A 22,768-nucleotide genomic window follows, 5' to 3' on the forward strand; every position below is an offset into this window, starting at 1 on the left:
GGGCCGGGGCACAGCAGGGGCGCTCAGGCGTCGCGACGGCGGAACTGCACGTAGCCGACCAGCATGAGCAGCGCGACCTCACCGGCGAAGACGGCGAAGCCGGTCCAGGGCGCGAGCAGCTCGGGGTTGAACGACACCGGCGTCGTCACGGCGGACCCGGCGTTGCCCGGCATCGCCTTGGCCACCCACTCGCCCCAGGTGCCCGGCAGCAGCCAGGCCATCTGCCCGACGACGAACACCAGCCCGAGCACGGTCGACAGGGCGGCGGCGGTGTGCCGGACGAGGAGCCCGACGGCGGCCGCGAAGAGCCCCAGGCCGGCCAGGTAGAGCCCGCTGCCGAACAGCGACCGGAGCACGCCCTCGTCGGTCAGGGCCAGGCCGACGCCCTCGCGGTCGAGGAAGTAGTTGCCGGCGAAGTAGCCCACGAACGCGGTCGCCGTGCCGACGACGAACAGCGTCGAGCCGAGGACCAGCCCCTTGGCCGCGAGCACGGCGCCGCGGCGGGGCGTCGCGGCCAGGGTCGCGCGGATCATGCCGGTGCCGTACTCGGCGGTCACGATCATGGCGCCGAGGACGACCGCCGTGATCTGGGCGATCATCATCCCCCAGGTCACGAAGGAGCCGGGGGACTCGCCGGCCGCTCCACTGGCGATGTCCTCCGCGGCCAGCGCGCAGACCAGCGTGGTCAGGCCCGCGCCCAGGACGACGAGGGCGGCGGTGGACCAGAACGTCGAGCGGACGGTCCAGAACTTGATCCACTCGGCCCGGAGGGTGGCGCCGAAGCCGGGCCGGGGCGCACCGGGCACGCCGCGGTTCGGGTCGAGGTCGACGGTGCGGGAGAACTCGGTGGTGGTCATGCGGGGATCCCGGCGGTCGTGGTGGCCATGGACTGCGCGGAGTACTCGACGCTGTCGGCGGTCAGGGTCATGAAGGCGTCCTCGAGCGAGGAGCGGACGAGCGTGAGCTCGTGGAGGAGCAGGCCGTGCCGGCCGACGAGTTCGCCGACGGCGGCGGCGTCGAGGCCCTGGACGCGCAGCTCCTGGTCGTGGACGGCCACGTCGAGGCCCTCGCGGCGCAGCAGGTCGGCGACCTCGGCACGCTGCGGGCTGGCGACGCGCACGTAGGACGCCGCGTGGTCGGCGATGAACTCCGTCATGGAGCAGTCGGCGAGGATCCGGCCGCGGCCGACGACCACCAGGTGGTCGGCGGTCAGCGCCATCTCCGACATGAGGTGGCTGGACACGAACACGGTCCGGCCCTGGCCGGCCAGCTCGCGGGCGAGGTTCCGGACCCAGCGGATGCCCTCGGGGTCCAGCCCGTTGACCGGCTCGTCGAGGACGACGACGGGCGGGTCGCCGAGCAGCGCCACGGCGATGCCGAGCCGCTGGCCCATGCCGAGCGAGAACTTGCCCACCCGCTTGTCGGCGACCGCCTCGAGGCCGACGAGGCCGAGGACCTCGTCGACGCGGGCGCGCGGGATGCCGTTGCTGGCGGCCAGCCAGCGGAGGTGGTCGCGGGCCGACCGGCCCGGGTGCAGGGCACGGGCCTCGAGCAGGGCGCCGACCTCGCGCAGCGGCGCGGGGTAGTCGGCGTAGCGGCGGCCGTTGACGGTGACGCTGCCCGCGGTGGGCCGGTCGAGGCCGAGGATCATCCGCATCGTCGTCGACTTCCCTGCGCCGTTCGGGCCCAGGAAGCCGGTGACCCGGCCGGGCTCGACGGTGAAGGTGATCCCGTCGACGGCGGGCTTGTCGCCGTAGATCTTGGTGAGGCCGTGGGCGGCGATCATGCGATCGACCCACTGCCGGGCAGAGAGGAGGTCATGCCAGGAACGATGTCGTCCGAGCCCCCTCGAATACATCGGGGGAAGCCCTGAACAGACCCTGAACGGTCCCTGAACCGGGAACTCAGGCGGAGCGGGGGAGTTCCCCGGGGGTGCGCAGCAGGCGGCGCAGCCGGCGGGCGGCCGCCTGACCGGCCCGGTTGGCGCCGATGGTGCTCGCCGAGGGGCCGTAGCCGACGAGGTGGATCCGCGGCTCGCCGGCCACGTGCGTGCCGTCCATCCGGATGCCACCGCCGGGCGCCCGCAGGTGCAGCGGGGCGAGGTGCGAGACCTCCGCGCGGAAGCCGGTGGCCCAGAGGATGGCGTCGGCCCGGATTGACCGGCCGTCCGCCCACTCCACGCCGTCCTCGGTGATGCGGTCGAACACGGGCAGCCGCTCGAACACGCCGCGCTCGAGGCCGTCGGCGATGTACGGCGTGGACACCAGCAGCCCGGTGAGGCCGACGACGCTGCCCGGGCGGCGGCCCTCGCGCACGGCCTCCTCGACCTTCGCGACCACCTCGCGGCCGACGTCCTCGCTGAACGGGCCCTCGCGCCAGACCGGCGGGCGGCGGGTCACCCAGGTGGTGGTGGCGACCCGGGAGATCTCGCCGAGCAGCTGGGTGGCCGACGCGCCGCCGCCGACCACGACCACGTGCTGGCCGGCGAACTCGGCGGCGTCGCGGTAGTCGACGGTGTGCAGCTGGCGCCCGCGGAACAGCTCCTGGCCGGGGTAGCGCGGCACGAAGGGCCGGGTCCAGGTGCCGGTGGCGTTGACGATCGCGCGCGCCGTCCAGTCACCGGCGCCGGTCTCGACGCGGAACCGGTCGTCGTCCGTGCGGCGGACGGCGCGGACCCGGACGGGGCGGTGCACCGGCAGGCCGAAGCGGCGCTCGTACTCGGCGAAGTAGGCGGGGACCGACTCGACCGCCGGGGCGTCGTCCGCCGGAGGCTCGAACCGCATCCCGGGCAGGTCGTGCACCCGGTGCGTGGTGCCCAGCGTCAGCGACGGCCAGCGGTGCTGCCAGGCGCCGCCGGGAGCCTCGTCGGCGTCGAGGACCACGAAGCCGGTGTCCGGCTCGAAGCCCTGCCGTGCCAGCGCCCAGGCGGTCGAGAGCCCCGCCTGACCCGCGCCGATCACGACGACGTCCACGTCCCTGCTCACGACCCGTCAACGCGAGCCGGTGCCGGGGGCTTCCCCTCGGACGGCGGCCTGGCGGCGGAGCTCGGTCCGCAGCCACCACGCCAGCAGGACGGGGAGGGCGCCGAACCCGACGAGGGCCGGGACGGTGCCGACCAGCTCGCCGAGCGAGGCCAGCAGCAGCGGCGTGCCGAAGCCGAGGTAGGCGAAGGCGTAGAACGCGCTGTTCATGGCGCCGCGGGTGGTCGGGGGCGCCAGCCGGGCGGTGAGCGTGAGCCCCGCCGTCAGGCACAACCCACCGCCCGCGCCGAGGAGGGCGGCGGCGGGCAGCAGCAGCGCCTCCGACTGCAGGACGACGGCGAGGACGCCCAGCCCGTAGCCGACCGCGCCGACCGCCATGCCGAGCGGGGCGCCCTGCCGCACGCCGCGCCCGAGCCTGGCCGCCACCGCACTCGCACCCAGGGCGAGGCCGCCCAGGAGCCCCGCGTAGGCGACGCCGACGCCGTCGGGGACGACGAGCAGCGGCAGCAGCGTGGCGGCGACCGCGGGGAAGGCGAAGATGCCCAGCGCCGTGGGGGCGAGCAGCGCCCGGAACGGGCGACGCGCCTCCGGCGGCAGGCCGAGGTGCATCAGCCGCCCGCGCCGGCGTTCGTGCACGGTCTCGGGCACCGGGAGCAGGACCGCCAGGCCGACGACGAGGACGCCGACGTGCACGAGGTAGGGCAGCGTCGTCGGTGCCGGGCCGTACTGCGCGAGCACGCCGCTCATGGCCGGCGCGATCGCGAAGCCCAGGGACGTGGACACCGCGCCGCGGGTCGCCGCCGACTGCTGGCGGTCCGGCCCGGCCAGCTCCTGGAGCCACGCGTTGGCGACCGAGAACACCACCCCCGACACCGCGCCCTGCAGCAAGCGGCCGGCGTAGAGCAGCGGGAGGCTCTCCGCGGCGGGGACGAACAGCAGCGACACGAGCCCGGCGACGACGCCGAACGGGAGGACCAGCGCCCGGCGGCCGAACCGGTCCGAGGCCGCCCCGGAGACGCTGAGCGCCAGGATCAGGCCGATGGCATAGCAGCCGAAGATCGCCGTCAGGTCGGACGCCGACAGGCCCAGCGTCTCCCGGTAGACCAGCAGCAGGGGAGTGGGCACGTTGGTGCCCAGGGCGACCGAGAACAGGGCGAACGTGAGGGCGTCGAGCTGCCGCCGGGTGGGGTCCCGGCGTGCCGTCGCCCTCCGCACCAGCGGGACGCTACCCACCGCCCGGACGCGTCGAGCGCCCCCTCCCGTGCGGGGAAGGGGCGCTCGACGCGTTCACCGGCGGGTCACCACCCCCGCCGCACCCATCACCCCGGCTCACCCACCGAGTTCAGGAACGTCAGCGTCAGGTCGATGCGCGTGCTCGGCGCACCGGCCCAGTTGTGCACCTCCAGCCGGTACCGGCCCGGCGCCGGATCGGTCATCCGCAGCGACTCCTCCGTGAGGCTGCTGCTGCCGCCGGAGGTGAGGTCGCCGCTCCAGGACCCGTCGGGCTGGAGGCGCTGCAGGTACAGGTCGACGTCGGCGGCGGAGGCCGGCACCGCGCCCACGAGCAGCGCCGCGTTGTCGAACCCCTCCCGCACGTCGAACTCGTGGAACGCGACGGTGACCGGCGTCCGCTCGGGTGCGCCGAGGGCCGGGGTCACCGACGCCGTCCCGCCCGGCTGGGCCGGCCCGACCGCGGGCTCCCCGTCCTCGGACCCGAAGGGCACCGTGTCGTCGGCCAGCGCCGGGGAGGTGACCACCGGCACCCGCAGGACGGTCCCGCCCGGCCCGGTGGCGATCGTCACCCGCGGGTCGACGGCGAAGGTCGGCACCTTGTCCGGGTCGGAGGTGGTGAACCGCAGCGCCAGCCGGTGCCCCGCGCGCAGGTCGTGCGCCATCGCGAAGCCGGGTGGCTGCATCTCCATCAGCTGGCCCGGGATCACCGGCTTGGGCGTCGCCACGCCGACCCGCAGTTCCGGGTTGATGGCGAACTGGCTGATCCGCCGCCGCTCGCCGTCCGGGCTCTCGTCGTAGAGCGTGCCGATCAGGTGCACGCGCGGGACGGTCACGGACGCGACGAGGTCCATCAGCGGCTTGCCGGCCAGCACGGTGTCCTGCGCGACGGGCTCGGAGACGAAGTCGGCGCCACCGGTGCCCTGGGGATCGGTGTGACCGAGCGGGTCACCGGTGAAGCTCACAGAGCCGGGGAGGGCCGACGGCTGCCGGTCCAGCGTCCCGTCGGCGGACGGGTGCAGCGTCAGCGTCTCGGCGGCCGGCGGCCACTGGGTCGCCGTCATGACCTGGGTCCGGTCGCCGGTCCGCCCGCCCTCGAAGGTCCCGTCGGAGAGGAAGAGCTCCACGGCCGGGCCGGTGTCGACGTCGCGCTGCGCCAGGTGCAGGTCGAACCAGGCGTGCAGCGCGTAGGTCCACTGGATGCCGCGGCGGGTGGGGCAGCAGCCGGAGCCGTGGTCCCACTGGCCCAGCCAGAGCTTGTCGCCGGCCCGGCCGGCCCGCTGGGTGAACCAGTCCATGCCGGCGACCCGGGCGGCGTTGTCGTTGACGCCGTGGACCATGAAGACCGGGATGTCGGCGGCGGTCGCGCCCGCGCGCCAGTCGCGCTCGCCGTGCCAGGCGGTGTACTGGCCCGAGAGCTGGGCCTCGCCGGCGGTCAGGGCGCTGTTGGGCAGGCCGCAGCCGGTCTGCTCGGGCTTGTCGCCGGCGTGCTCACCACCGGGCAGGTCGCGCTCGAGGGCGATCTGCTCGTAGGCGTACATCGGGCCGGCCCACTGCAGGAAGTACGGCACGCCGGCCTGGAACTGGTGGTCGTACATCGTCGCCATGCCGGCGCTCGGCACGATCGTCTCGAGGCCCTGCGGGTCCATCGCCGCGGCCAGGGACGGCGTGGAACCGACGTAGGAGTGCCCGGTCATCCCGACCCGGCCGTTGGACCACGGCTGCGCGGCCGCCCACTCGACGACGTCCTCGAGGTCCTGGGCGTCCTTCGGGCCGAGGTGGTCGAGGCAACCGTCGCTGAGCCCGGTGCCGCGCAGGTCCATCATCACGACGACGTAGCCCTTGGGCACGAAGTAGCCGGTCAGCCCGAGGGAGGTGCCGTCCTCGTCGCGCGGCTCCGGGAGGATCCGCATGCCCTCCCGGTCGGCCATCGCGCCGTGGTACGGGCTGGCCTCCAGGATGACGGGGAACTCGCCGGCCTCCGGGGCGCCGTCGGCCCCGGCCGGGCGCGTCACCTCGACGTGCACCTCGGTGCCGTCGTGCATCGGCAGCTCGAGGGTCTCCTTCACCGTCCCGTACCGGTCGGTGCTGAGGCCCTCCACCTGCGTGTAGTCGAAGGCGGAGGCGCGGGCGGCGGCCTGCTGGCCGTGGCCCCTGCCGGGGTTGGCGTCCTTCGGCGCGGCGGTCGCCGGGGAGGCGACGGTGACGGCGACGACGACGGGCAGCGCGAGCGACAGGGCCCGGGCGGAGCGGCGTCCGGGTGCGGCGGTGGTGGTCATCATGAGCCTCTCGGCGACGTGGCCAGGTTGCTCAGGGAACGACGCAGCCGCCCAGGGGTGACGCTCGGTCACGGAAAAGGAGGCGCTCCCGGGGCGCGGAACCGCGGCCGGCACGCCAAGATCGGCTCAGGCCCGCGGCGGGGAGGTGCGCGTGAACCTGGAGAAAGTGGTCTTCGGCTTCTTCGTGCTGCTCGCCGCCACGCTGAACTTCGGCTTCTTCATCGGCGACATCGACGACCCCACCCTGCACAACCCCTACGAGCTGTTCGCCGCCGTGGTGGTCAACCTGATCGCGACGGTGCTGAAGTTCGGCGACCGCACGCAGATCGGTGCGGTGCACCTGGCCACCAGCCTGGTGGCCGATCTCCAGCTGATCGGCGCCGCTCTGATGTTCGGCTACGCGACCTACGTCTCCAGCGCCGGCATGAACGAGGCCTGGACGGCGAGCGTCGTGTCGCTCTCGGGCGGTGCGCTGCTGGCCAACATCGTCTCCGTCGTCCTGCTCGTCGTGGAGACGGTCTCCTTCCACCGCGGCTGACCGGAGGCCGCCATGGGCAACCCACTGCTCGCGTTCTGGAAGAACATCTTCGCGACCGACGAGGACGACCGCCGGATCCGCCGGGCCACCTTCCGGGTCGCCGCGCACTCGGCCGCGCAGGCGTCGGCCACGATCTTCCTCATCCTGCGGCGGATGCGGGCCCCGCTGATCGTGCTCATCGTCATCTTCTCGGTGAGCGTGCTCGGCCTGACCGTGATCCCGGGTCAGGACGCCGACGGCAACCCGGCGCGGATGGGCTTCTTCGACGCGTTCTACGTCATGAGCTACACCGCGACGACGATCGGCTTCGGGGAGATCCCGTTCCCGTTCACCTACAACCAGCGGATGTGGGTGACCATCTCGATCTACCTCACGGTGATCGGTTGGGCCTACGCCATCGGCTCGCTCCTCGCGCTGCTGCAGGACCGCGCCTTCCGCTCCGCGCTGGCCCTCCAGCACTTCAGCCGCAAGGTCGCCCGGCTGCGCGAGCCGTTCCTGCTCATCGCCGGCTACGGGCGCACGGGGGAGCTGCTGGGGCACTCGTTCGACGCGCTCGGCCGGCGCTTCGTCGTCCTGGACCGGGACAACGAGCGCATCGACGGTCTGGAGCTGGACAGCTACCACGCCGACGTCCCCGGTCTCACCGCCGACGCCCGGGACCCGGGGCACCTGGCCGTCGCGGGCCTGGGCCACGCCTGCTGCGAGGCGGTGGTCGCCCTCACCGACGACGAGGAGGCCAACCTCGCGATCGTCATGGCCGCCGCGCTGCTGCGCCCCGACCTGCCCGTGATCGCGCGGGTGACGTCGCGGACGATCGCCGAGCGGATGCAGGCGTTCGGCAGCCCGGCCACGGTCAACCCCTTCGACAGGTTCGGCGACCACCTGCGCCTGGCGCTGCGGGCACCGGCGTCCTACCAGCTGCTCACCTGGCTGGAGAGCGGGCCGGGAGCGGCGCTGCCCGAGCGCGGCTCGCCCCCGCGGAGCGGTCGCTGGATCGTGTGCGGATACGGCCGGCTGGGCCGGGAGCTGACCAGCGACCTGCGCGCCGAGGGGCTCGAGGTCACGGTCATCGAGTCGGACCGGACCGACGTCGAGAACGCCGACCTGCTCGTCGGCGACGGCTCCGACCCGTGGGTGCTGGCCCAGGCCGACCTCGACCGCGCCGTCGGGCTGGTGGCCGGCACGAACAACGACACGACGAACCTGTCCCTGGTCGCCGCCGCCCGCAGGAGCAACCCGGCCCTCTTCGTGGCGGCCCGGCAGAACCGGGCGGCGAGCGCGCCGCTGTTCGCCGCGATGGAGATCGACGCCCTCCTGGTGCCGACCGAGGTGGTCGCCCACGAGGTGTACGCCCAGCTCTCCACACCGTTGCTCTGGCGGTTCCTCCGCGAGATGCCGGCCAAGGGCGACGACTGGGCCGCAGCCATCGTCGACCGGCTGAAGGGGCTGTGCGGCACCCACCTCCAGGCGCTGTGGAAGGTGCGGCTCACCGCCCAGGAGGCGCCGGCGCTGGGCTGGTGGCTCGACGGCGACGACGCCCGCCTCGGCCGGCTGCTGCGCAACCCCGAGGACCGGGAGGAACCGCTGCACGCGTTCGTCCTGCTGGTCATGCGCGACCGGCAGGTGGTGCTGGCGCCCGACGACGACTTCGTCCTGCGGCCGGGGGACGAGCTGCTCCTCGCCGGCTGGGCCGCCGCCCGCCGCGCGCTCGACACCATCCTGCTCGTTCCCGGGGTCCTGGAGTACCTCGTGACGGGGACGCGCGTCCCGTCCAGCTGGATCTGGCGGAAGCTGAAGGGGACGCCGGAGACGGCGAGCCGCGGACCGGATGCGGCCCCCGCCCGACGGGCCTAGCCTGCGGGGATGGTCAGGAAGGACCTGCAGGACCTCGTGCGGCGCCGGCTCTGGGAACTCGCCCGGACGCCGGAGGACGCCGCCCGCATGGCGCGCTGGGTCATCCCGCCGGAGACGCTCAAGCGCATGGCCCGCAGCGGGGGCGCCAGCTTCATCAGCGAGGGGCTCGCCGAGTTCCTGGCACGGGCGCTCGACGTGCCGGAGAACCGCGTCCGCCGGGCCGCCGGGCTGCCGCTGGTCCCGGACGAGCGGGAGAGCATCACCACCCGGCCGCACCTGCGCCTCGTCCCGAAGACGGGGGACGAGCTCTAGTCAGGCGTTCGTCCGGTGGAGGGCGAGCATCCGGCCGATCACCTCGTGCCAGGCGGCCTGCACGTGCGGCGGCTCGGCGCTGACCATCGTCGTCACCTGCGCGGCGGTGCCCCGCCCTTCGCTGACGATCGCCTCGAAACCCAGGCGGAACAGCAGGTCCCGGATCCGGTCCAGGCCCAGCCCGGCGTCGATCAGCGGCCGGATGACCCATTCGTGCTGCTGAGGAGAGAGCGAACCCACGACGGGTCTTCGCGCGCGACGGCACGACCGGATGCATGCACCACGGCGGCCGCGCTCGGGCGGGACCGTGGCGACCGGGCAGGTCGTGGCATGGTTAGGTGTGCCTCGCCTATCCACCCCGAGGAGGAGCTCGTTGACCAGGCACCCCCGGGTGATCGCCGGCGTCGTCGTCAGCACGATGGCCTGCTTGGCCCTGTCCGGCTGCGGTGACGACACCGACGTGCTCACCGTCTACAGCGCCCAGCACGAGAGCCTGGTGCGCACGATGGTCGAGGGCTTCACCGAGGAGACCGGCATCGAGCTGGAGTTCCGGGACGCCAACGACTCCGAGCTGGCCAACCAGATCGTCCAGGAGGGCGACGCCTCGCCGGCCGACGTCTTCCTCACCGAGAACAGCCCGTCGATCGACGTCGTCGACGAGGCGGGCCTGCTCGCCCCGGTCGACCAGGCGACGCTCGACCAGGTCGAGCCCGCCTACCGGCCCGGGTCGGGCACCTGGGTCGGCTTCGCCGCCCGCTCCACCGCCCTGATCTACAACCCCTCGGAGATCGCCGAGGAGGAGCTGCCGGCGTCGATGCTCGACCTCGCCGCCCCCGAGTGGGAGGGCCGGGTCGCGATCGCGGCCGGCGGCGCCGACTTCCAGGCGATCGTCAGCGCCGTCCTCGCGCTCGAGGGCGAGGACGCCACCCGCGAGTGGCTCACCGGGCTGGAGCGCAACGCCGAGATCTACGCCAGCAACACCGCGGTCATGAAGGCCGTCGACGAGGGCGAGGTGCCCGTCGGCATCACGTACCACTACTACTGGTTCCGCGACCAGGCCGAGAACGGTCTCGTGGGCGACGACGCGAGGCTCCACTGGTTCCGCAACCAGGACCCGGGCGCGTTCGTCAGCATCTCCGGCGCCGGGGTGCTCGCGTCCTCCGACCAGGAGGACGACGCGCAGCGGCTCGTCGAGTGGCTGACCAGCCCCGAGGCGCAGGAGCGGCTGGCCGACAGCAGCGCCCTCGAGTACTCGGTGGGCGTCGGGGTGCCCTCGGCCGGCGTGCTGCCGCCGCTGGCCGACCTGCAGCCGCCCACCGTCGACCCCGGCTCGCTGAACGCCCCGCAGGTCACCGAGCTCATGCAGGAAGTGGGGCTGCTCTGACCACACCCACTCTCCCCGTCCCGGGCCCCGGGGCGCCGGTCGTCCCGGCGGCCCGGGGCTCGCGGCCGTCCGCGTCACCGTCCCGGCGGCTCCGCCGGTCGCCGGTCACGCTGGCGCTGGCCGTCGGCGTGGCTGCCCTGGCGCTGCTGCCGCTGGGCTACATCGCCTGGTACACGGTCGACCTGGGCTGGGACGGCGTCCGCGAGCTGGTGTTCCGGCCGCGGGTGGGTGAGCTGCTGTGGAACACCGCCCGGCTGGTGCTGGGCACGGTGCTCTGCTGCGCGGTGCTGGGCGTGGGCGCGGCCTGGCTGGTCGAGCGCTCGTCGGTGCCGGGCCGGCGGATCTGGCACGTGCTGCTGGTCGCCCCGCTCGCGGTGCCGGCGTTCGTGAACAGCTACGCCTGGATCTCGCTGCTGCCCGGCCTGGACACCTACTGGGGCGCGCTGCTGGTCGTGACCCTCTCGTACTTCCCGTTCGTCTACCTGCCGGTCGTCGCGGCCTTCCGCGGGCTCGACCCGGCGCTGGAGGAGACCGCCCGCGGGCTGGGTCTGTCGAGCTGGTCGGTGTTCCGCCGCGTGCAGCTGCCGCAGCTGCGCGTGGCGCTGCTCGGCGGAGGCCTGCTGGTCGCGCTGCACCTCCTCGCGGAGTTCGGCGCCCTGCAGATGCTGCGCTACCCGACCTTCACGACCGCGATCTACGACCAGTACCGGGCCACGTTCAACGGGCCGGGCGCCACGATGCTGGCGGGCGTCCTCGTGGTGCTCTGCCTCGTGCTGCTGGTGGCCGAGATCCGGCTGCGCGGGCGGCGGGGCTACGCCCGCACCGGCCGTGGCGCCGTGCGCCCGGTCCGGCCGGTGGCCCTGGGCGGCCTGACCGCGCCGGCGCTGCTGGCCCTCGCCGCGCTGGTCGGGCTGGCCGTGGTCGTGCCGTTGGCCAGCCTCGGCTACTGGCTCACCTCCGGCGCGTCCGCGTCGGTCGACTGGGCCGCGCTCACCACCACGACCGGGACGACGCTCGCGCTGGCGAGCGCCGCCGCCGTCGTCACCGTCGCGATGGCGCTGCCGACCGGCTGGCTCGCCGTGCGTGCCCGCGGCCGCATCTCGACCCTGCTCGAGCGCAGCACCTACCTCGGCAGCTCGGTGCCCGGCATCGTCGTGGCCCTGGCCCTGGTGACCCTCAGCATCCGGGTCACGCCCTGGCTCTACCAGACGGTGCCGGTGCTGCTGGCCGCTTACGCGATCCTGTTCCTGCCGCGGGCGATCGTCACCGTCCGGTCGGCGGTCGAGCAGTCGCCGCCGCTGTACGACGACGTGGCGTCGTCCCTGGGCTCGTCGGCGCCCGACCGGCTGCGCCGGGTGACCCTGCCGCTGCTGGCGCCCGGCATCGGCGCCGGTGCCGCGCTGGTGTTCCTGGCCGTCGTCACGGAGCTGACCGCGACGCTGCTGCTGGCGCCCACCGGAACGACGACGCTGGCCACCGCGTTCTGGTCGGCGAGCAGTGCGCTGGAGTACGGCGCGGCCGCTCCCTACGCGGTGATCATGGTGCTGCTGTCGGCGCCCGCTACCGTCCTGCTGTCCCGTGACGCCCGACGAGGTCTGACCACATGAGCTCCCTGACGGTGAAGGCGCTGACCAAGGCCTTCGGCACCACCCCGGTCCTCACCGGGGTGGACCTGCACGTGCCGCAGGGCAGCTTCACGGCGTTGCTCGGCCCCTCCGGCTGCGGCAAGACGACGCTGCTGCGCCTCATCGCCGGCTTCGACGACCCCGACTCCGGGACCGTGGCCCTCGGCGACCGGGTGGTGGCGGGGGAGGGGCGCGGCGTCGCCGCGCGCCGGCGCGGCATCGGCTTCGTCCCGCAGGAGGGCGGGCTGTTCCCGCACCTGACCGTGGCCGGCAACATCAGCTTCGGGCTGCCCCGCCGGGAGCGGCGGAACGGCGCCCGGGTGCGCGAGCTGCTGCAGCTCGTCGGGCTCGACGCCGCGCTCGCCGACCGCCCGCCGCACCAGCTCTCCGGTGGCCAGCAGCAGCGGGTGGCGCTGGCCCGCGCGCTGGCCCCGGCGCCGTCCCTGGTGCTGCTCGACGAGCCGTTCTCGTCCCTGGACGCCGGCCTGCGCGAGGAGACCCGGAGCGCGGTCTCCGCCGCGCTGGCCGCGACCGGCGCCACCGCGGTGCTGGTCACCCACGACCAAGCCGAGGCGCTGTCCATGGCCGACCAGGTGGCGGTGCTCCGCGGCGGCCGGCTGGTGCAGCTCACCGACCCCCGCACGCTCTACCGCAGCCCCCGCGACCTCGACGTCGCCACCTTCGTCGGCGAGGCGGTCGTGCTCGACGCCGAGGTGCACGCCGGGGTCGCGCAGTGCGGGCTGGGCGCGGTCCGGTGCGACGGCGACGTCCCCGACGGTCGGGCACGGGTGCTGCTCCGCCCGGAACAGCTCCGGCTGGCCCCGCCCCGGCCCGACGCGGTCGTGGCGCGGGTGCGCAGCGTCGACTTCTACGGCCACGACTCGCGGGTGTGGCTGGTCCTGCCCGACGGTGGCGCGGTCAGCGCGCGGGTCGACGGCTCGGACCTGCCCGCGGTCGGGGACGACGTGGCGGTGGTCGTGCGCGGCACCGCGCTGGCCTTCCCGGTCGGGGAGCCGGCGGCGGCACCTCTCCAGCCGTCGCTCTGAGCGACGCGCCGTCCCGGGACCCGGTCGAGCGGGGACGTTAGGACAGCCTAAGCTTCGCGCCGTGGACCTCTTCCTCTTCACGGTCGACCCCGGCTGGGGGCGCGACGTGGTCGCCGCCGGAGCGGCCGGGATCGTCGTCGACTGGGAGCGCCGCGGCAAGGCCCGTCGGCAGCTGGGGGAGAACACCCAGATCAACGAGGACACGCCCGAGGACCTGGCACGCATGCGCGCCGCGACCGACGGCCGGCTGATCTGCCGGGTCAACGGGTTCGGTCCGTGGACCGCAGACGAGCTCGACGCCGCGGTCGCGCTGGGCGCGGACGAGGTGCTGCTGCCGATGGTGCGCACGACCGAGGAGGTCGACCGCACGCTCGATCTGGTCGCGGGGCGCTGCGGGGTCGGGATCCTGATCGAGACCCAGGACGCCGTCGACCGCGCCGCGGAGTTCGCCCGGCGGCCGCTGTCGCGCATCTACGTCGGGCTCAACGACCTGCGCATCGACCGGGGCTCCGACCAGCTGTTCCGGCCGCTCGTCGACGGGACCGTGGACGCTGTGCGCGACGAGGTGGACGTCCCGTTCGGCGTCGGCGGCCTCACCCTGCTCGGCCGCGGTTTCCCCGTGGCCGCGGGGCTGCTGGCGGCGGAACTGGTCCGCCTGGGCGCCGACTTCACCTTCCTGCGCCGGTCGTTCACCGCGGACATGGCCGGCCGGGACCCGTTCACCGAGGTGCCCCGCCTGCTGGCCGGCGTCGGGCGGATGCGCGATGCGGACCCCGCCGAGGTGGCCGACCGCCGGGCGCGGTTCGTCGCGGCGGTCACCGGGGCTGCCGCGGTGCCGCCGGCCCGCGTCCTGGAGCCGGCGGTCCGGCCGGCGTGAAGGCCCTGGTCACGGGAGCCGGCGGTTTCGTCGGCCGGCACCTGGTGTCCCGGCTGCGCACCGACGGCTGGGACGTCGTCGGCCTCACGCGGGCGGAGGTCGACCTCGCCGATCCGGAGGCCGCGACCCGGGCCGTGCGGGCGGCCGACCCGGACGTCGTCTTCTCCCTGGCGGCGGGCCGGGCCAAGGCCACGGCAGCCGAGCGGGCCGCGACCGTCCAGGTCAACACCAGCCCGTGGCTGGTGGACGCGCTGCCCGACCGGTGCCACGCCGTCGTGCGGCTCGGGTCCTCCACCGAGTACGCCGCCGCACCACGTCCGCTGGATGAGGACGCCGCGCTGCGCCCCCGCGGGTTCTTCGGGGCCACCAAGGCCGCCGGCTCGCTGCTGCTGCAGGCGGCGGCGGCCGAGCGCGGTGTGCGGGCCGCCGTGCTGCGCGCCTTCCAGGTGTACGGGCCGGGTGACCACCCCACGCGGTTGGTCCCGGTCGTGCTCGCCGCCGCACGGCACGGGGGAACCGTGCCGCTGCCGCCGCGCATCAGCCGCCGTGACTGGGTGTGGGTCGGCGACGTCGTGGATGCCTGTGTGCGCGCGGCGGTCGAGGAGACGCTGCCCGGCGGCACCGTCCTCAACATCGGCACGGGGATCCAGACCAGCACCGAGGAGCTGGTGGCGACCGCCGAGCGCGTGACCGGCCGGCGGATCGCCACCGCTGCGGGCGCCCACCCCGGCCGGGACTGGGACACCGCCGACTGGGTCGCCGACCCGTCCGCCGCCCGGCGGCTGCTCGGGTGGGAGCCCTCGGTCGACCTGGCCGAGGGGCTCGCCCGGACCTGGGCGGCGACGTGACGCGGCGGGTGGCGGTCGTGGTGCCCGTGTACGGCAACGCGTCCACCCTGGGGCCCCTGGCGGAGCGGCTGGCGGCCGCGCTGGCGGACCGGACGTGGCGGCTGCGGCTGGTCGTCGACGCCTCGCCGGACGACAGCTCGGCCGTCGCCGGCGCGCTGGCCGCCGCCGATCCCCGGATCGCCGTCACCGACCTGCCCGTGAACGGAGGGCAGCACGCCGCCCTCGCCCGGGGGCTGGCCGACGAGGCCGGCGCCGACGCGTGGGTCTGCCTGGACGCCGACCTCCAGGACCCGCCGGAGGCGGTCCCGCTGCTGCTCGACCGGCTGTCCGCGGGGGACGTCGGCGCGGTGTTCGCCGGGCGGCGGGGGGCCTACGAGTCCCCGGCCCGCCGTCTCACGGGGACGCTGCACCGGCGGGTGGCCGCCCGGCTCACCGGCCTCCCGCCCGATGCCGGGGCGTTCTTCGCGATGGACGCCCGGGTGCGCGCCGCGGTGCTGACCGCGATGACCACGGAGGACGCACCGAGCGTGGTGCTCGGCGTGGCGCGCGCGGGCGTCCCGGTGGCGAGCCTGCCGGTCCACCGGGATCCCCGGCCGTCCGGGAGGTCGGCCTGGACCACCGTCGCGCGCGTCCGGCAGTCGGCGCGTTCGCTCGCCTGGGCCGCTCGCACCCGCGGCTGAGCCCGTTCAGCGCTCCCAGCGCTGCAGGACGAGGGAGGTGCGGCTGCCGGGGAAGTCGCGCTCCTCGGTCAGGCGCAGGCCGGCCGCCCGGAGGACCGCGTCGTCGTCCGTGGCCACCGGGACCCCGTCGAAGACCCGGCGGACCAGCCACACCCGGCTCTCGCCGGCAGGGGCGTCCTCGGGCGGCAGGACCACGTCGGGCCGCAGCCGCGGGGCCAGGACCCGGACGTAGTGGTCGAGCCCGGTGGCCGAGCGCCGGTCGGCGGCGACGACCGGCTCGCCGGGCCGCTGCAGCTCGGCGAGCGCCCGGACGACGTCGTCGGACCGCTCCCGGGGATTCCGGTCGGCCAGCGGTGCGCTCGCCAGCAGGGTGCAGACCAGCACCAGTGCTGCGGCCGGCAGTCGGGCGACGCGTGGCATCGCCAGGGCCCCGGCGGCCGCCAGCACGCCCAGGCCCAGGAGCCCGGTGAGCAGGTAGCGGGAGGAGTAGACCGGGCGGATGAGCTCCGCGGCGGTCAGCAGGAGGAGCGGCACGACCGTCCAGCACAGGGCGACCACCCGGACGCCGGCCGCGCGGACCGCGCCGACCACGCCCAGGCCCAGGACGACGGCGAGCAGCAGGAAGTGCCCGCCCGCCCAGGCCTCCACGGCCAGGCCGGCCAGCCGGCCGCCGGTGCTGCGCAGGTGGTCGGCGTTCCGGCCGCCGTTCCCGCTGAGCAGATTCACCCCGACCAGCGCGGCGGCGGGGAGGGCGGCCACCGCGCCGACCAGCACCACGGGCAGGGCGCGCCGGCCACGCAGCACGACGGCGGCCACGACCAGACCGGCGAGCGTGGTGACGGCGTACCAGTGCGCCAGCCCCATGCCGGCACCTGCCAGCCCCAGGAGGACCAGGCCGCGCGGCGGCTCCTGGAGCCAGCGGGCCAGCCCGAGGACGGCGCCACCGGTGGCGAGGACGGCCAGGCCGTAGCTGCGCGCCTCGACCGACTGCACCAGCAGGAGGGGGCTGCCGGCGAGGATCAGCCCTGCCAGGACGCCGGTGGCCCGGCCGGCGAGCCGCGTGATGGCTCGCGTGATCAGGGCGATCCCGCCGGCCGTGGCGAGGAGGGACAGCACCCGCAGCGAGGTGTCGCCGCCCAGGCCCGGGAGCGCCATCCAGGCGTGCACCACCACGTAGTAGGGCGCGTTGTAGGACGGCGGCACGTCGGCGAGGTAGCTGGTCGTGCCCCGTCCCTCCACGACCGCGGCGAGGATCTCGCGCAGCGGGAGCCGGCTCACCTCGGCGGTGAAGAGCTCGTCGTACCAGAGCCCGTGCCCCGGCAGCAGCAGCACGGTGCCCAGCACGAGGAGGAGCAGCGGCGGGAGCAGCTCCACCGCGCCCCAGGGCGGAACGGCGGGATCCGTGACGCGGGACCGGGGCTGCTCGATCGCTGTCGTCCCCAGGGCCACCGGCACAGGTTAGGCGACCCTTTCCCGCCGACCGGGCACAGCGGCACCCGGCGGACGAGAAACGGCCCGGTCCTCAGGGACCGGGCCGTTCTCCGTGGTGCGCCATCAGGGACTCGAACCCCGAACCCGCTGATTAAGAGTCAGCTGCTCTGCCAATTGAGCTAATGGCGCGTGTCGCCCCGGTTGTCGGGCGACGAGGGAGAACGATACCAGCGCCGTCCGGGCCGTTTCCGGGCCCCCGGCGTGACGCTCGCCTCGATCGGCTCGTTTGCCCGGGTGTGGACACTGGACCACAGGTGCACGGACCGGGCTCGACCGGTCCGTGGTCCCAGGGGAGAGGACGGGGCAGGGTGCGCAGGACAGCAGCCGTGATCACCGCGGGAGCGATGATCTTCCTGGCGGGGTGCAGCGGTGGGGACGACGACCCGCGCGGCTCGTCGGAGGAGACGGCTGCCGCCGTCCCGGCGCCCGAGGTGTCGCTGGCGCTGGCGGACGGCTCGGCGGACGTCTCGCCCGTGACACCGCTGGAGATCTCGGTCCCCGAGGGGGAGCTCGACGAGGTGACCCTCGTCGACGCCGGCGGTGCGCAGGTCACCGGCGAGGTGCAGCAGGAGGACGGCGCCGACACCGCCGTCTGGGCGCCCGCGGAGCCGCTGGCCTACGGCACGCAGTACACCCTGACCGCCACCGCGGTGAACGAGGACGACGAGGAGGCGACGGCGACGTCGACCTTCACGACCGTCACCCCCGCGACCCTCTCGACGCCCGGCATCGGCCCGCTCGACGGCATGACCGTCGGCGTCGGGATGCCCATCCGCGTCTACTTCGACGACCCGGTCGTCGACAAGGCCGCCGTCGAGAGCCACCTCGTGGTGACCAGCACCCCGGCGACCGACGGCGTCTGGAACTGGTTCAGCGACACGGAGGTGCACTTCCGGCCCTCGCAGTACTGGCCGGCGCACACCGAGGTCCGCCTCGACGCCAACCTGTACGGGATCGACTTCGGCGAGGGCGTCTGGGGCGAGAAGAACCGGACGGTGTCCTTCACCATCGGCGAGAAGCACGTGTCCATCGCCGACGCCTCCACGCACACGATGGAGGTCTACGACAACGACCAGCTCGTGCAGACCTGGCCGATGAGCGCCGGCAGCCCGGACAACCCCAGCTACAACGGTGCGCACGTCGTCACCGAGCTCAACCGCGACCGGATCATGGACTCGAGCACCTACGGCGTGCCGGTCGACTCCCCGGAGGGCTACCGGACTCCCGTCGAGTACGCCGTCCGGATCTCCGACAGCGGCGAGTTCGTGCACGCCGCCCCGTGGTCGGTCGCCCAGCAGGGCAACAGCAACGTGTCGCACGGGTGCATCAACCTGTCGACCGACCGGGCGGCCTGGTTCTTCAACTTCTCCCAGCCCGGCGACGTCGTCGAGATCCGCGGCTCGAGCGCGGGCACCCTCCGCTCGGACATCTACGACTGGACCATCCCGTGGGAGGAGTGGCAGGCCGGCAGCGCGCTGAAGTGAGCTGACCGCGGCGTTTCCCCTCTCCGGCCCACGGGCACAAGATCCGTGGTTCCGAGGAGGGGGTCCCCATGGACACGTGGCTCATCGTCCTGATCGTCGCGGTCGCCGTCGTTCTCCTGGTGCTGCTGGCACTGGCGCTCGCCAAGCGGTCCCGCGTGGCCAAGCTGCGCCAGCGCGAGCAGGCGCGCGAGCACCTTCAGGAGTCGCAGGTGCGTGCCGCCCGGGCGGAGAAGGAGCAGGCGCTCGCCGAGGAGCAGGCCGCCCGCGCCCGGCGTGAGCGGGCCGAGGTGGAGGAGCGCACCCGCCTGGCCGAGCAGGAGGCGCGCGAGCGCGCCCAGCGGGCCGGTGAGGAGGCGTCGGAGGCCGAGCGGCTGCGGGCCCGGGCCGAGAAGATCGCCCCCGACCTGACGCACGACGGGCAGACCCACCCGCGGCCCGACGTCGCGCAGCCCGAGCAGCCCGGAGGTGGCGGCGCCACCCGCCGCTGAGTTCCGGCGCCCCGCACGGTCAGACCTCCCGTGAGGCCGTCCGCGGTCCTACGGTCGCCCTCACGTCGATCCGTCGACCCCGGAGGGCGTCATGACAGACCTGCTGGCCATCGGTACGCGCAAGGGGCTGTGGCTCGCCCGCAGTGACGACGACCGGCGCACCTGGACGCTGAGCGAACCGCACCTGCTCGCGCAGGAGGTCGCCGCCGTCTCGATCGACACCCGCCGCGCGCAGCCGCGCGTGCTGGCCGGCATCCAGTACGGGCACTGGGGTCCCACCGTCATGTGGAGCGACGACGTCGGCGCCACCTGGCAGGAGACCGACCACGGCGCGATCCGCTTCCCGGATGGCGAGGAGGCCGCGCTGGCCCGGGTCTGGCAGCTGCGGCCGGACACCGCCGAGCGCCCCGACGTCGTCTGGGCCGGGTGCGAGCCGCACTCGCTGTGGCGCAGCAGCGACGGCGGCTGCTCGTTCGAGCTGGTGCGCGGCCTCTGGGACCACCCGCACCGCAAGACCTGGGAGCCCGGCGGCGGGGGAGGGGCGGTGCACACCGTCCTGCCCGACCCCGCCTCGGACCGGGTGACGGTCGCCATGAGCACCGGCGGGGTCTACGTCAGCGAGGACGGCGGGGCGGCGTGGGAGCCGCGCAACCGGGGCATCACGGCGACCTTCCTGCCGGACGAGCTGCCCGAGTACGGCCAGTGCGTGCACAAGGTCGCCGTCGACGCGTCCGGTCCGGACCGGCTGTACGCGCAGAACCACTTCGGCGTCTTCCGCACCGACGACGCGGGCGGGTCCTGGACGTCGATCGCCGAGGGGCTGCCCGCGGACTTCGGCTTCCCGATCGTCTCCTCGCCGCACACCCCGGGCACGGCGTGGGTGATCCCGCTGGTGGCCGACATGCAGCGCGTGCCGCCGGGCGGCCGGCTCCGGGTGCACCGCACCCGCGACGCCGGTGGGACGTGGATCGAGCTCGGCAACGGCCTGCCCGACGGCAACTGGAGCGCCGTCATGCGCGACGCCTTCTGCGCCGACGAGCACGGGAGCACCGGCATCTACTTCGGGACGCGGGACGGCTGCGTCTACGCGAGCGCGGACGAGGGCGAGACCTTCACGCTGGTCGCCGACCACCTGCCCGACGTCCTCACCGTCCGCGCCGCGCGGGTGCCGTGAGCGTGCAGGTGGTGCTGCCCGGCGTGCTCGCGTCGCTCGCCGGGGGTGCCAAGCACCTGGACGTCGACCCGCCGGGGACCACGCTGGCGGACGTGCTGGACGCGCTCGCCGCGCAGCACCCGATGCTCTGCCGCCGGATCCGGGACGAGACCGGCCAGGTGCGGCGGTTCGTCAACGTCTACGTCGACGGGGACGACGTCCGGTTCCAGGGCGGCCTGGCCACCCCCGTCCCGGACGGCGCCGAGGTGCAGGTGCTGCCGTCGGTCGCCGGCGGCTGAGGCCCCGTCGGGTGTCGGGCTGATGTCGTCATCCGCGAGGAATGGCGACGACAACCCGACAGTCGCGGGTCAGAGGGCGGCGAGCTCCGCGCAGCTCTCGCACAGCTGCTGCTCGTCGTACCCCTCCGGCGGCCAGGGCTGCTGCTCGTCGATGGAGACGTAGGCGCCGCACAGCGCCTTGCGGCTCTGCCCGCTGACCCGGCCGATCGTGGCGTGCGCCGGGCCGATCTGCCGCGGCTTGAGACCTTCGGCGCCGAAGGAGCCGACCATCACCACCGCGTGAGCCGTTCCGTACGCGTAGACGCTGGTCATGCCTCTCAGAGTCCGAGTCGCACGCCCGTCACGCCAGCACCGCCGGTCACGTGTCCACCGCACCCGTCACACGGGCACCTCGCGACTCAGCCCGCGTAGATCTTCTCCACCTCGTCGGCGAACTCCTTCATGACCACCGACCGCTTCAGCTTCAGCGACGGCGTCAGCTGGCCACCCTCCACGGTCCACTCGACGGGCAGGATCTCGAAGGACTTGATGGACTCCGCCCGGGACACCTGCTTGTTCGCCGCGTCGACGGCGGCCTGGATCTCGGCCAGCACCTCCGGGTCGTGGACCAGGTCGGTCATCGGGGTGTCGGACGGGCGGCCCTTGCTCTCCAGCCAGCCGGGCAGCGCCTCGACGTCGAGGGTGATCAGGCAGCCGATGAAGGGCCGGTTGTCGCCGACGACCATGCACTGGCTGACCAGCGGGTGGGCCCGGATCTTGTCCTCGAGGACGGCGGGGGAGACGTTCTTGCCGCCCGAGGTGACGATCAGCTCCTTGATCCGGCCGGTGATGGTCACGTAGCCCTCGGCGTCGATCTCGCCGATGTCCCCGGTGGCGAACCAGCCGTCGCGCATGGTCTCGGCGGTGGCCGCCGGGTTGTTCCAGTAGCCGGTGAACACCTGCGGCCCGCGGACCTGGATCTCGCCGAACTCGGCGATGCGCACCGCGGAGCCGGGCGCCGGTCGGCCCACGGTCCCGACCTTGAGCGCGGCGGGGCCGCTCACGGTGGCCGGTCCGGTGGTCTCGGTCAGGCCGTAGCCCTCGAGGATCGTCACGCCGATCCCGCGGAAGAAGTGGCCCAGGCGCTCGCCCAGCGGGGCGCCCCCGGAGAGCGCGTACTCGACCTTGCCGCCCATCGCCGCGCGGAGCTTGCCGTAGACGAGCGCGTCGAACAGCTTGTGCTGCAGGTTGAGGCCGAGCCCGGCGCCGCCGGTGTCCTGGGCCTTCGACCAGGCGACCGCGACCCGTTCCGCACGGTCGAAGATGGCGCCCTTGCCACCGGCGTGGGCCTTCTGCCGGGCGCCGTTGTAGACCTTCTCGAACACCCGCGGCACCGCGACGAGGAACGTCGGCTGGAAGGTGCCCAGATCCGCCAGCAGCTGCGCGAGGTCGCCGGTGTGGCCCAGGCGGGCGCCGTTCTGGATGCAGCTGACCTCGATGATCCGCGCGAAGACGTGGGCCAGGGGGAGGAACAGCAGCGAGCTCGCGTCCTCGGCACGCATGGCGGGGATGACGGTGGGCGCCAGTTCCGCGACGTAGAGCAGGTTGCCGTGGGTGAGCTCGCACCCCTTGGGCCGGCCGGTGGTGCCGGACGTGTAGATGATCGTCGCCAGCGACCCGGCGGAGAGGGTGGCCCGGCGCTCGGCCAGCTGCTCGGCGGGCACGTCCGCACCACGCGCCGCGACGTCCTCGAGGTCGCCGGCGTCGATCTGCCAGACGTCGCGCAGGCCGGGCAGCCCGTCCCGCACCGACTCCACCAGGGCCTGGTGCGCCGCGGTCTCGACGACCACCGCGACGGCTCCGGAGTCGGAGAGGATCCACTGCGCCTGCTCGGCCGAGGAGGTCTCGTAGATGGGGACGGCGACGCCGCCGGCCGTCCAGATCGCGTAGTCGGCGAGCGTCCACTCGTAGCGGGTCTTGCTCAGGATGCCGACGCGGTCACCGGCCTGGACCCCGGCGGCGACCATGCCGCGGGCGAGGGCGGACACCTGCTCGGCGAACTGGCGGCTCGTCACCGGCTCCCAGCCGCCGCCGACGTTCCGGCTGAGCGCGACGTGGTCCGGTGTCGAGGTGGCGTGCTCGGTGACCGCGTCCGGGAGGGCGGCGGTGGAGGGGATCTCGAAGGCGGTGGGGCTGGAGTACTCCTGCATCGGGTGGGCT

The 22,768-nt window shown here is 74.4% G+C and carries 22 protein-coding genes and 1 tRNA gene; 13 read left to right on the plus strand and 10 right to left on the minus strand.

Annotation, left to right across the window (positions count from 1 at the left end; genetic code table 11):
- Positions 1-23: 23 nt before the first annotated feature.
- The 5 genes from ACI78T_RS10590 to ACI78T_RS10610 all read right to left on the minus strand — a co-directional run bounded on the left by ACI78T_RS10590 (position 24) and on the right by ACI78T_RS10610 (position 6,493).
- On the minus strand, positions 24-857 hold the full coding sequence (locus ACI78T_RS10590; RefSeq protein WP_456558054.1) for an ABC transporter permease: 834 nt from the start codon (positions 855-857) through the stop codon (positions 24-26).
- Positions 854-1,786 carry an ABC transporter ATP-binding protein gene (locus ACI78T_RS10595; RefSeq protein ID WP_456558055.1) on the minus strand — a complete coding sequence of 311 codons (933 nt, stop codon included), beginning with the start codon at positions 1,784-1,786 and terminating at the stop codon, positions 854-856. The genes ACI78T_RS10590 and ACI78T_RS10595 overlap by 4 nt, the downstream gene beginning before the upstream one ends.
- 118 nt (positions 1,787-1,904) lie before the next feature.
- Positions 1,905-2,984 carry an FAD-dependent oxidoreductase gene (locus ACI78T_RS10600; protein ID WP_456558056.1) on the minus strand — a complete coding sequence of 360 codons (1,080 nt, stop codon included), beginning with the start codon at positions 2,982-2,984 and terminating at the stop codon, positions 1,905-1,907.
- Between the two features lie 6 nt (positions 2,985-2,990).
- Positions 2,991-4,196, minus strand: coding sequence for an MFS transporter (locus ACI78T_RS10605; protein ID WP_456558057.1), 1,206 nt, complete (start codon positions 4,194-4,196; stop codon positions 2,991-2,993).
- A 104-nt stretch (positions 4,197-4,300) separates the two neighbouring features.
- Positions 4,301-6,493 (minus strand): CocE/NonD family hydrolase, encoded by a 2,193-nt coding sequence (locus tag ACI78T_RS10610; RefSeq protein ID WP_456558058.1) that lies wholly within the window; start codon positions 6,491-6,493, stop codon positions 4,301-4,303.
- A gap of 148 nt (positions 6,494-6,641) precedes the next feature.
- On the opposite strand from ACI78T_RS10610, the gene ACI78T_RS10615 reads away from it, so the two are divergent.
- The 3 genes from ACI78T_RS10615 to ACI78T_RS10625 are packed head-to-tail and all read left to right on the plus strand — an operon-like array spanning position 6,642 to position 9,194.
- Positions 6,642-7,028: a DUF6394 family protein gene (locus tag ACI78T_RS10615; protein WP_456558059.1), complete on the plus strand. Its 387-nt coding sequence runs from the start codon at positions 6,642-6,644 to the stop codon at positions 7,026-7,028.
- A gap of 12 nt (positions 7,029-7,040) precedes the next feature.
- Positions 7,041-8,882, plus strand: a complete 1,842-nt coding sequence (locus ACI78T_RS10620) for a potassium channel family protein (protein WP_456558060.1) — start codon at positions 7,041-7,043, stop codon at positions 8,880-8,882.
- 9 nt (positions 8,883-8,891) lie between these two features.
- Positions 8,892-9,194, plus strand: coding sequence for a hypothetical protein (locus ACI78T_RS10625; protein WP_456558061.1), 303 nt, complete (start codon positions 8,892-8,894; stop codon positions 9,192-9,194).
- On the opposite strand, the gene ACI78T_RS10630 is transcribed toward ACI78T_RS10625, so the two are convergent.
- Positions 9,195-9,434, minus strand: coding sequence for a hypothetical protein (locus tag ACI78T_RS10630; protein ID WP_456558062.1), 240 nt, complete (start codon positions 9,432-9,434; stop codon positions 9,195-9,197).
- Positions 9,435-9,567: 133 nt separating this feature from the next.
- On the opposite strand from ACI78T_RS10630, the gene ACI78T_RS10635 reads away from it, so the two are divergent.
- The 6 genes from ACI78T_RS10635 to ACI78T_RS10660 all read left to right on the plus strand — a co-directional run bounded on the left by ACI78T_RS10635 (position 9,568) and on the right by ACI78T_RS10660 (position 15,654).
- Positions 9,568-10,578 carry an iron ABC transporter substrate-binding protein gene (locus tag ACI78T_RS10635; protein WP_456558063.1) on the plus strand — a complete coding sequence of 337 codons (1,011 nt, stop codon included), beginning with the start codon at positions 9,568-9,570 and terminating at the stop codon, positions 10,576-10,578.
- A 128-nt stretch (positions 10,579-10,706) separates the two neighbouring features.
- Complete coding sequence (locus tag ACI78T_RS10640) at positions 10,707-12,185, plus strand: ABC transporter permease (protein ID WP_456558064.1); 1,479 nt, start codon at positions 10,707-10,709, stop codon at positions 12,183-12,185.
- On the plus strand, positions 12,182-13,249 hold the full coding sequence (locus ACI78T_RS10645) for an ABC transporter ATP-binding protein (RefSeq protein ID WP_456558065.1): 1,068 nt from the start codon (positions 12,182-12,184) through the stop codon (positions 13,247-13,249). Before ACI78T_RS10640 ends, ACI78T_RS10645 begins: the two co-directional genes overlap by 4 nt.
- A 61-nt stretch (positions 13,250-13,310) precedes the next feature.
- Positions 13,311-14,126: an aldolase/citrate lyase family protein gene (locus ACI78T_RS10650; protein WP_456558066.1), complete on the plus strand. Its 816-nt coding sequence runs from the start codon at positions 13,311-13,313 to the stop codon at positions 14,124-14,126.
- On the plus strand, positions 14,123-14,974 hold the full coding sequence (locus tag ACI78T_RS10655; protein WP_456558067.1) for an NAD-dependent epimerase/dehydratase family protein: 852 nt from the start codon (positions 14,123-14,125) through the stop codon (positions 14,972-14,974). The genes ACI78T_RS10650 and ACI78T_RS10655 overlap by 4 nt, the downstream gene beginning before the upstream one ends.
- Positions 14,971-15,654, plus strand: a complete 684-nt coding sequence (locus tag ACI78T_RS10660) for a glycosyltransferase (protein WP_456558068.1) — start codon at positions 14,971-14,973, stop codon at positions 15,652-15,654. Before ACI78T_RS10655 ends, ACI78T_RS10660 begins: the two co-directional genes overlap by 4 nt.
- A 6-nt stretch (positions 15,655-15,660) precedes the next feature.
- On the opposite strand, the gene ACI78T_RS10665 is transcribed toward ACI78T_RS10660, so the two are convergent.
- Positions 15,661-17,103, minus strand: a complete 1,443-nt coding sequence (locus ACI78T_RS10665) for a hypothetical protein (protein ID WP_456558069.1) — start codon at positions 17,101-17,103, stop codon at positions 15,661-15,663.
- A gap of 95 nt (positions 17,104-17,198) precedes the next feature.
- Positions 17,199-17,274: transfer RNA gene (locus tag ACI78T_RS10670), tRNA-Lys, on the minus strand.
- Between the two features lie 197 nt (positions 17,275-17,471).
- On the opposite strand from ACI78T_RS10670, the gene ACI78T_RS10675 reads away from it, so the two are divergent.
- The 4 genes from ACI78T_RS10675 to ACI78T_RS10690 all read left to right on the plus strand — a co-directional run bounded on the left by ACI78T_RS10675 (position 17,472) and on the right by ACI78T_RS10690 (position 20,569).
- On the plus strand, positions 17,472-18,629 hold the full coding sequence (locus tag ACI78T_RS10675; protein WP_456558070.1) for a L,D-transpeptidase: 1,158 nt from the start codon (positions 17,472-17,474) through the stop codon (positions 18,627-18,629).
- 68 nt (positions 18,630-18,697) lie between these two features.
- Entirely contained in the window at positions 18,698-19,117 is a 420-nt protein-coding gene (locus ACI78T_RS10680) for a hypothetical protein (protein ID WP_456558071.1), read from the plus strand.
- Positions 19,118-19,208: 91 nt separating this feature from the next.
- Entirely contained in the window at positions 19,209-20,291 is a 1,083-nt protein-coding gene (locus ACI78T_RS10685) for an exo-alpha-sialidase (RefSeq protein ID WP_456558072.1), read from the plus strand.
- Positions 20,288-20,569, plus strand: coding sequence for a ubiquitin-like small modifier protein 1 (locus tag ACI78T_RS10690; protein ID WP_456558073.1), 282 nt, complete (start codon positions 20,288-20,290; stop codon positions 20,567-20,569). Before ACI78T_RS10685 ends, ACI78T_RS10690 begins: the two co-directional genes overlap by 4 nt.
- A 69-nt stretch (positions 20,570-20,638) precedes the next feature.
- On the opposite strand, the gene ACI78T_RS10695 is transcribed toward ACI78T_RS10690, so the two are convergent.
- Complete coding sequence (locus tag ACI78T_RS10695) at positions 20,639-20,881, minus strand: hypothetical protein (RefSeq protein ID WP_456558074.1); 243 nt, start codon at positions 20,879-20,881, stop codon at positions 20,639-20,641.
- Positions 20,882-20,967: 86 nt separating this feature from the next.
- Positions 20,968-22,758, minus strand: a complete 1,791-nt coding sequence (locus ACI78T_RS10700) for an AMP-dependent synthetase/ligase (protein WP_456558075.1) — start codon at positions 22,756-22,758, stop codon at positions 20,968-20,970.
- Between the last annotated feature and the right edge of the window lie 10 nt (positions 22,759-22,768).

The organism is Blastococcus sp. SYSU D00922, assembly GCF_054050495.1.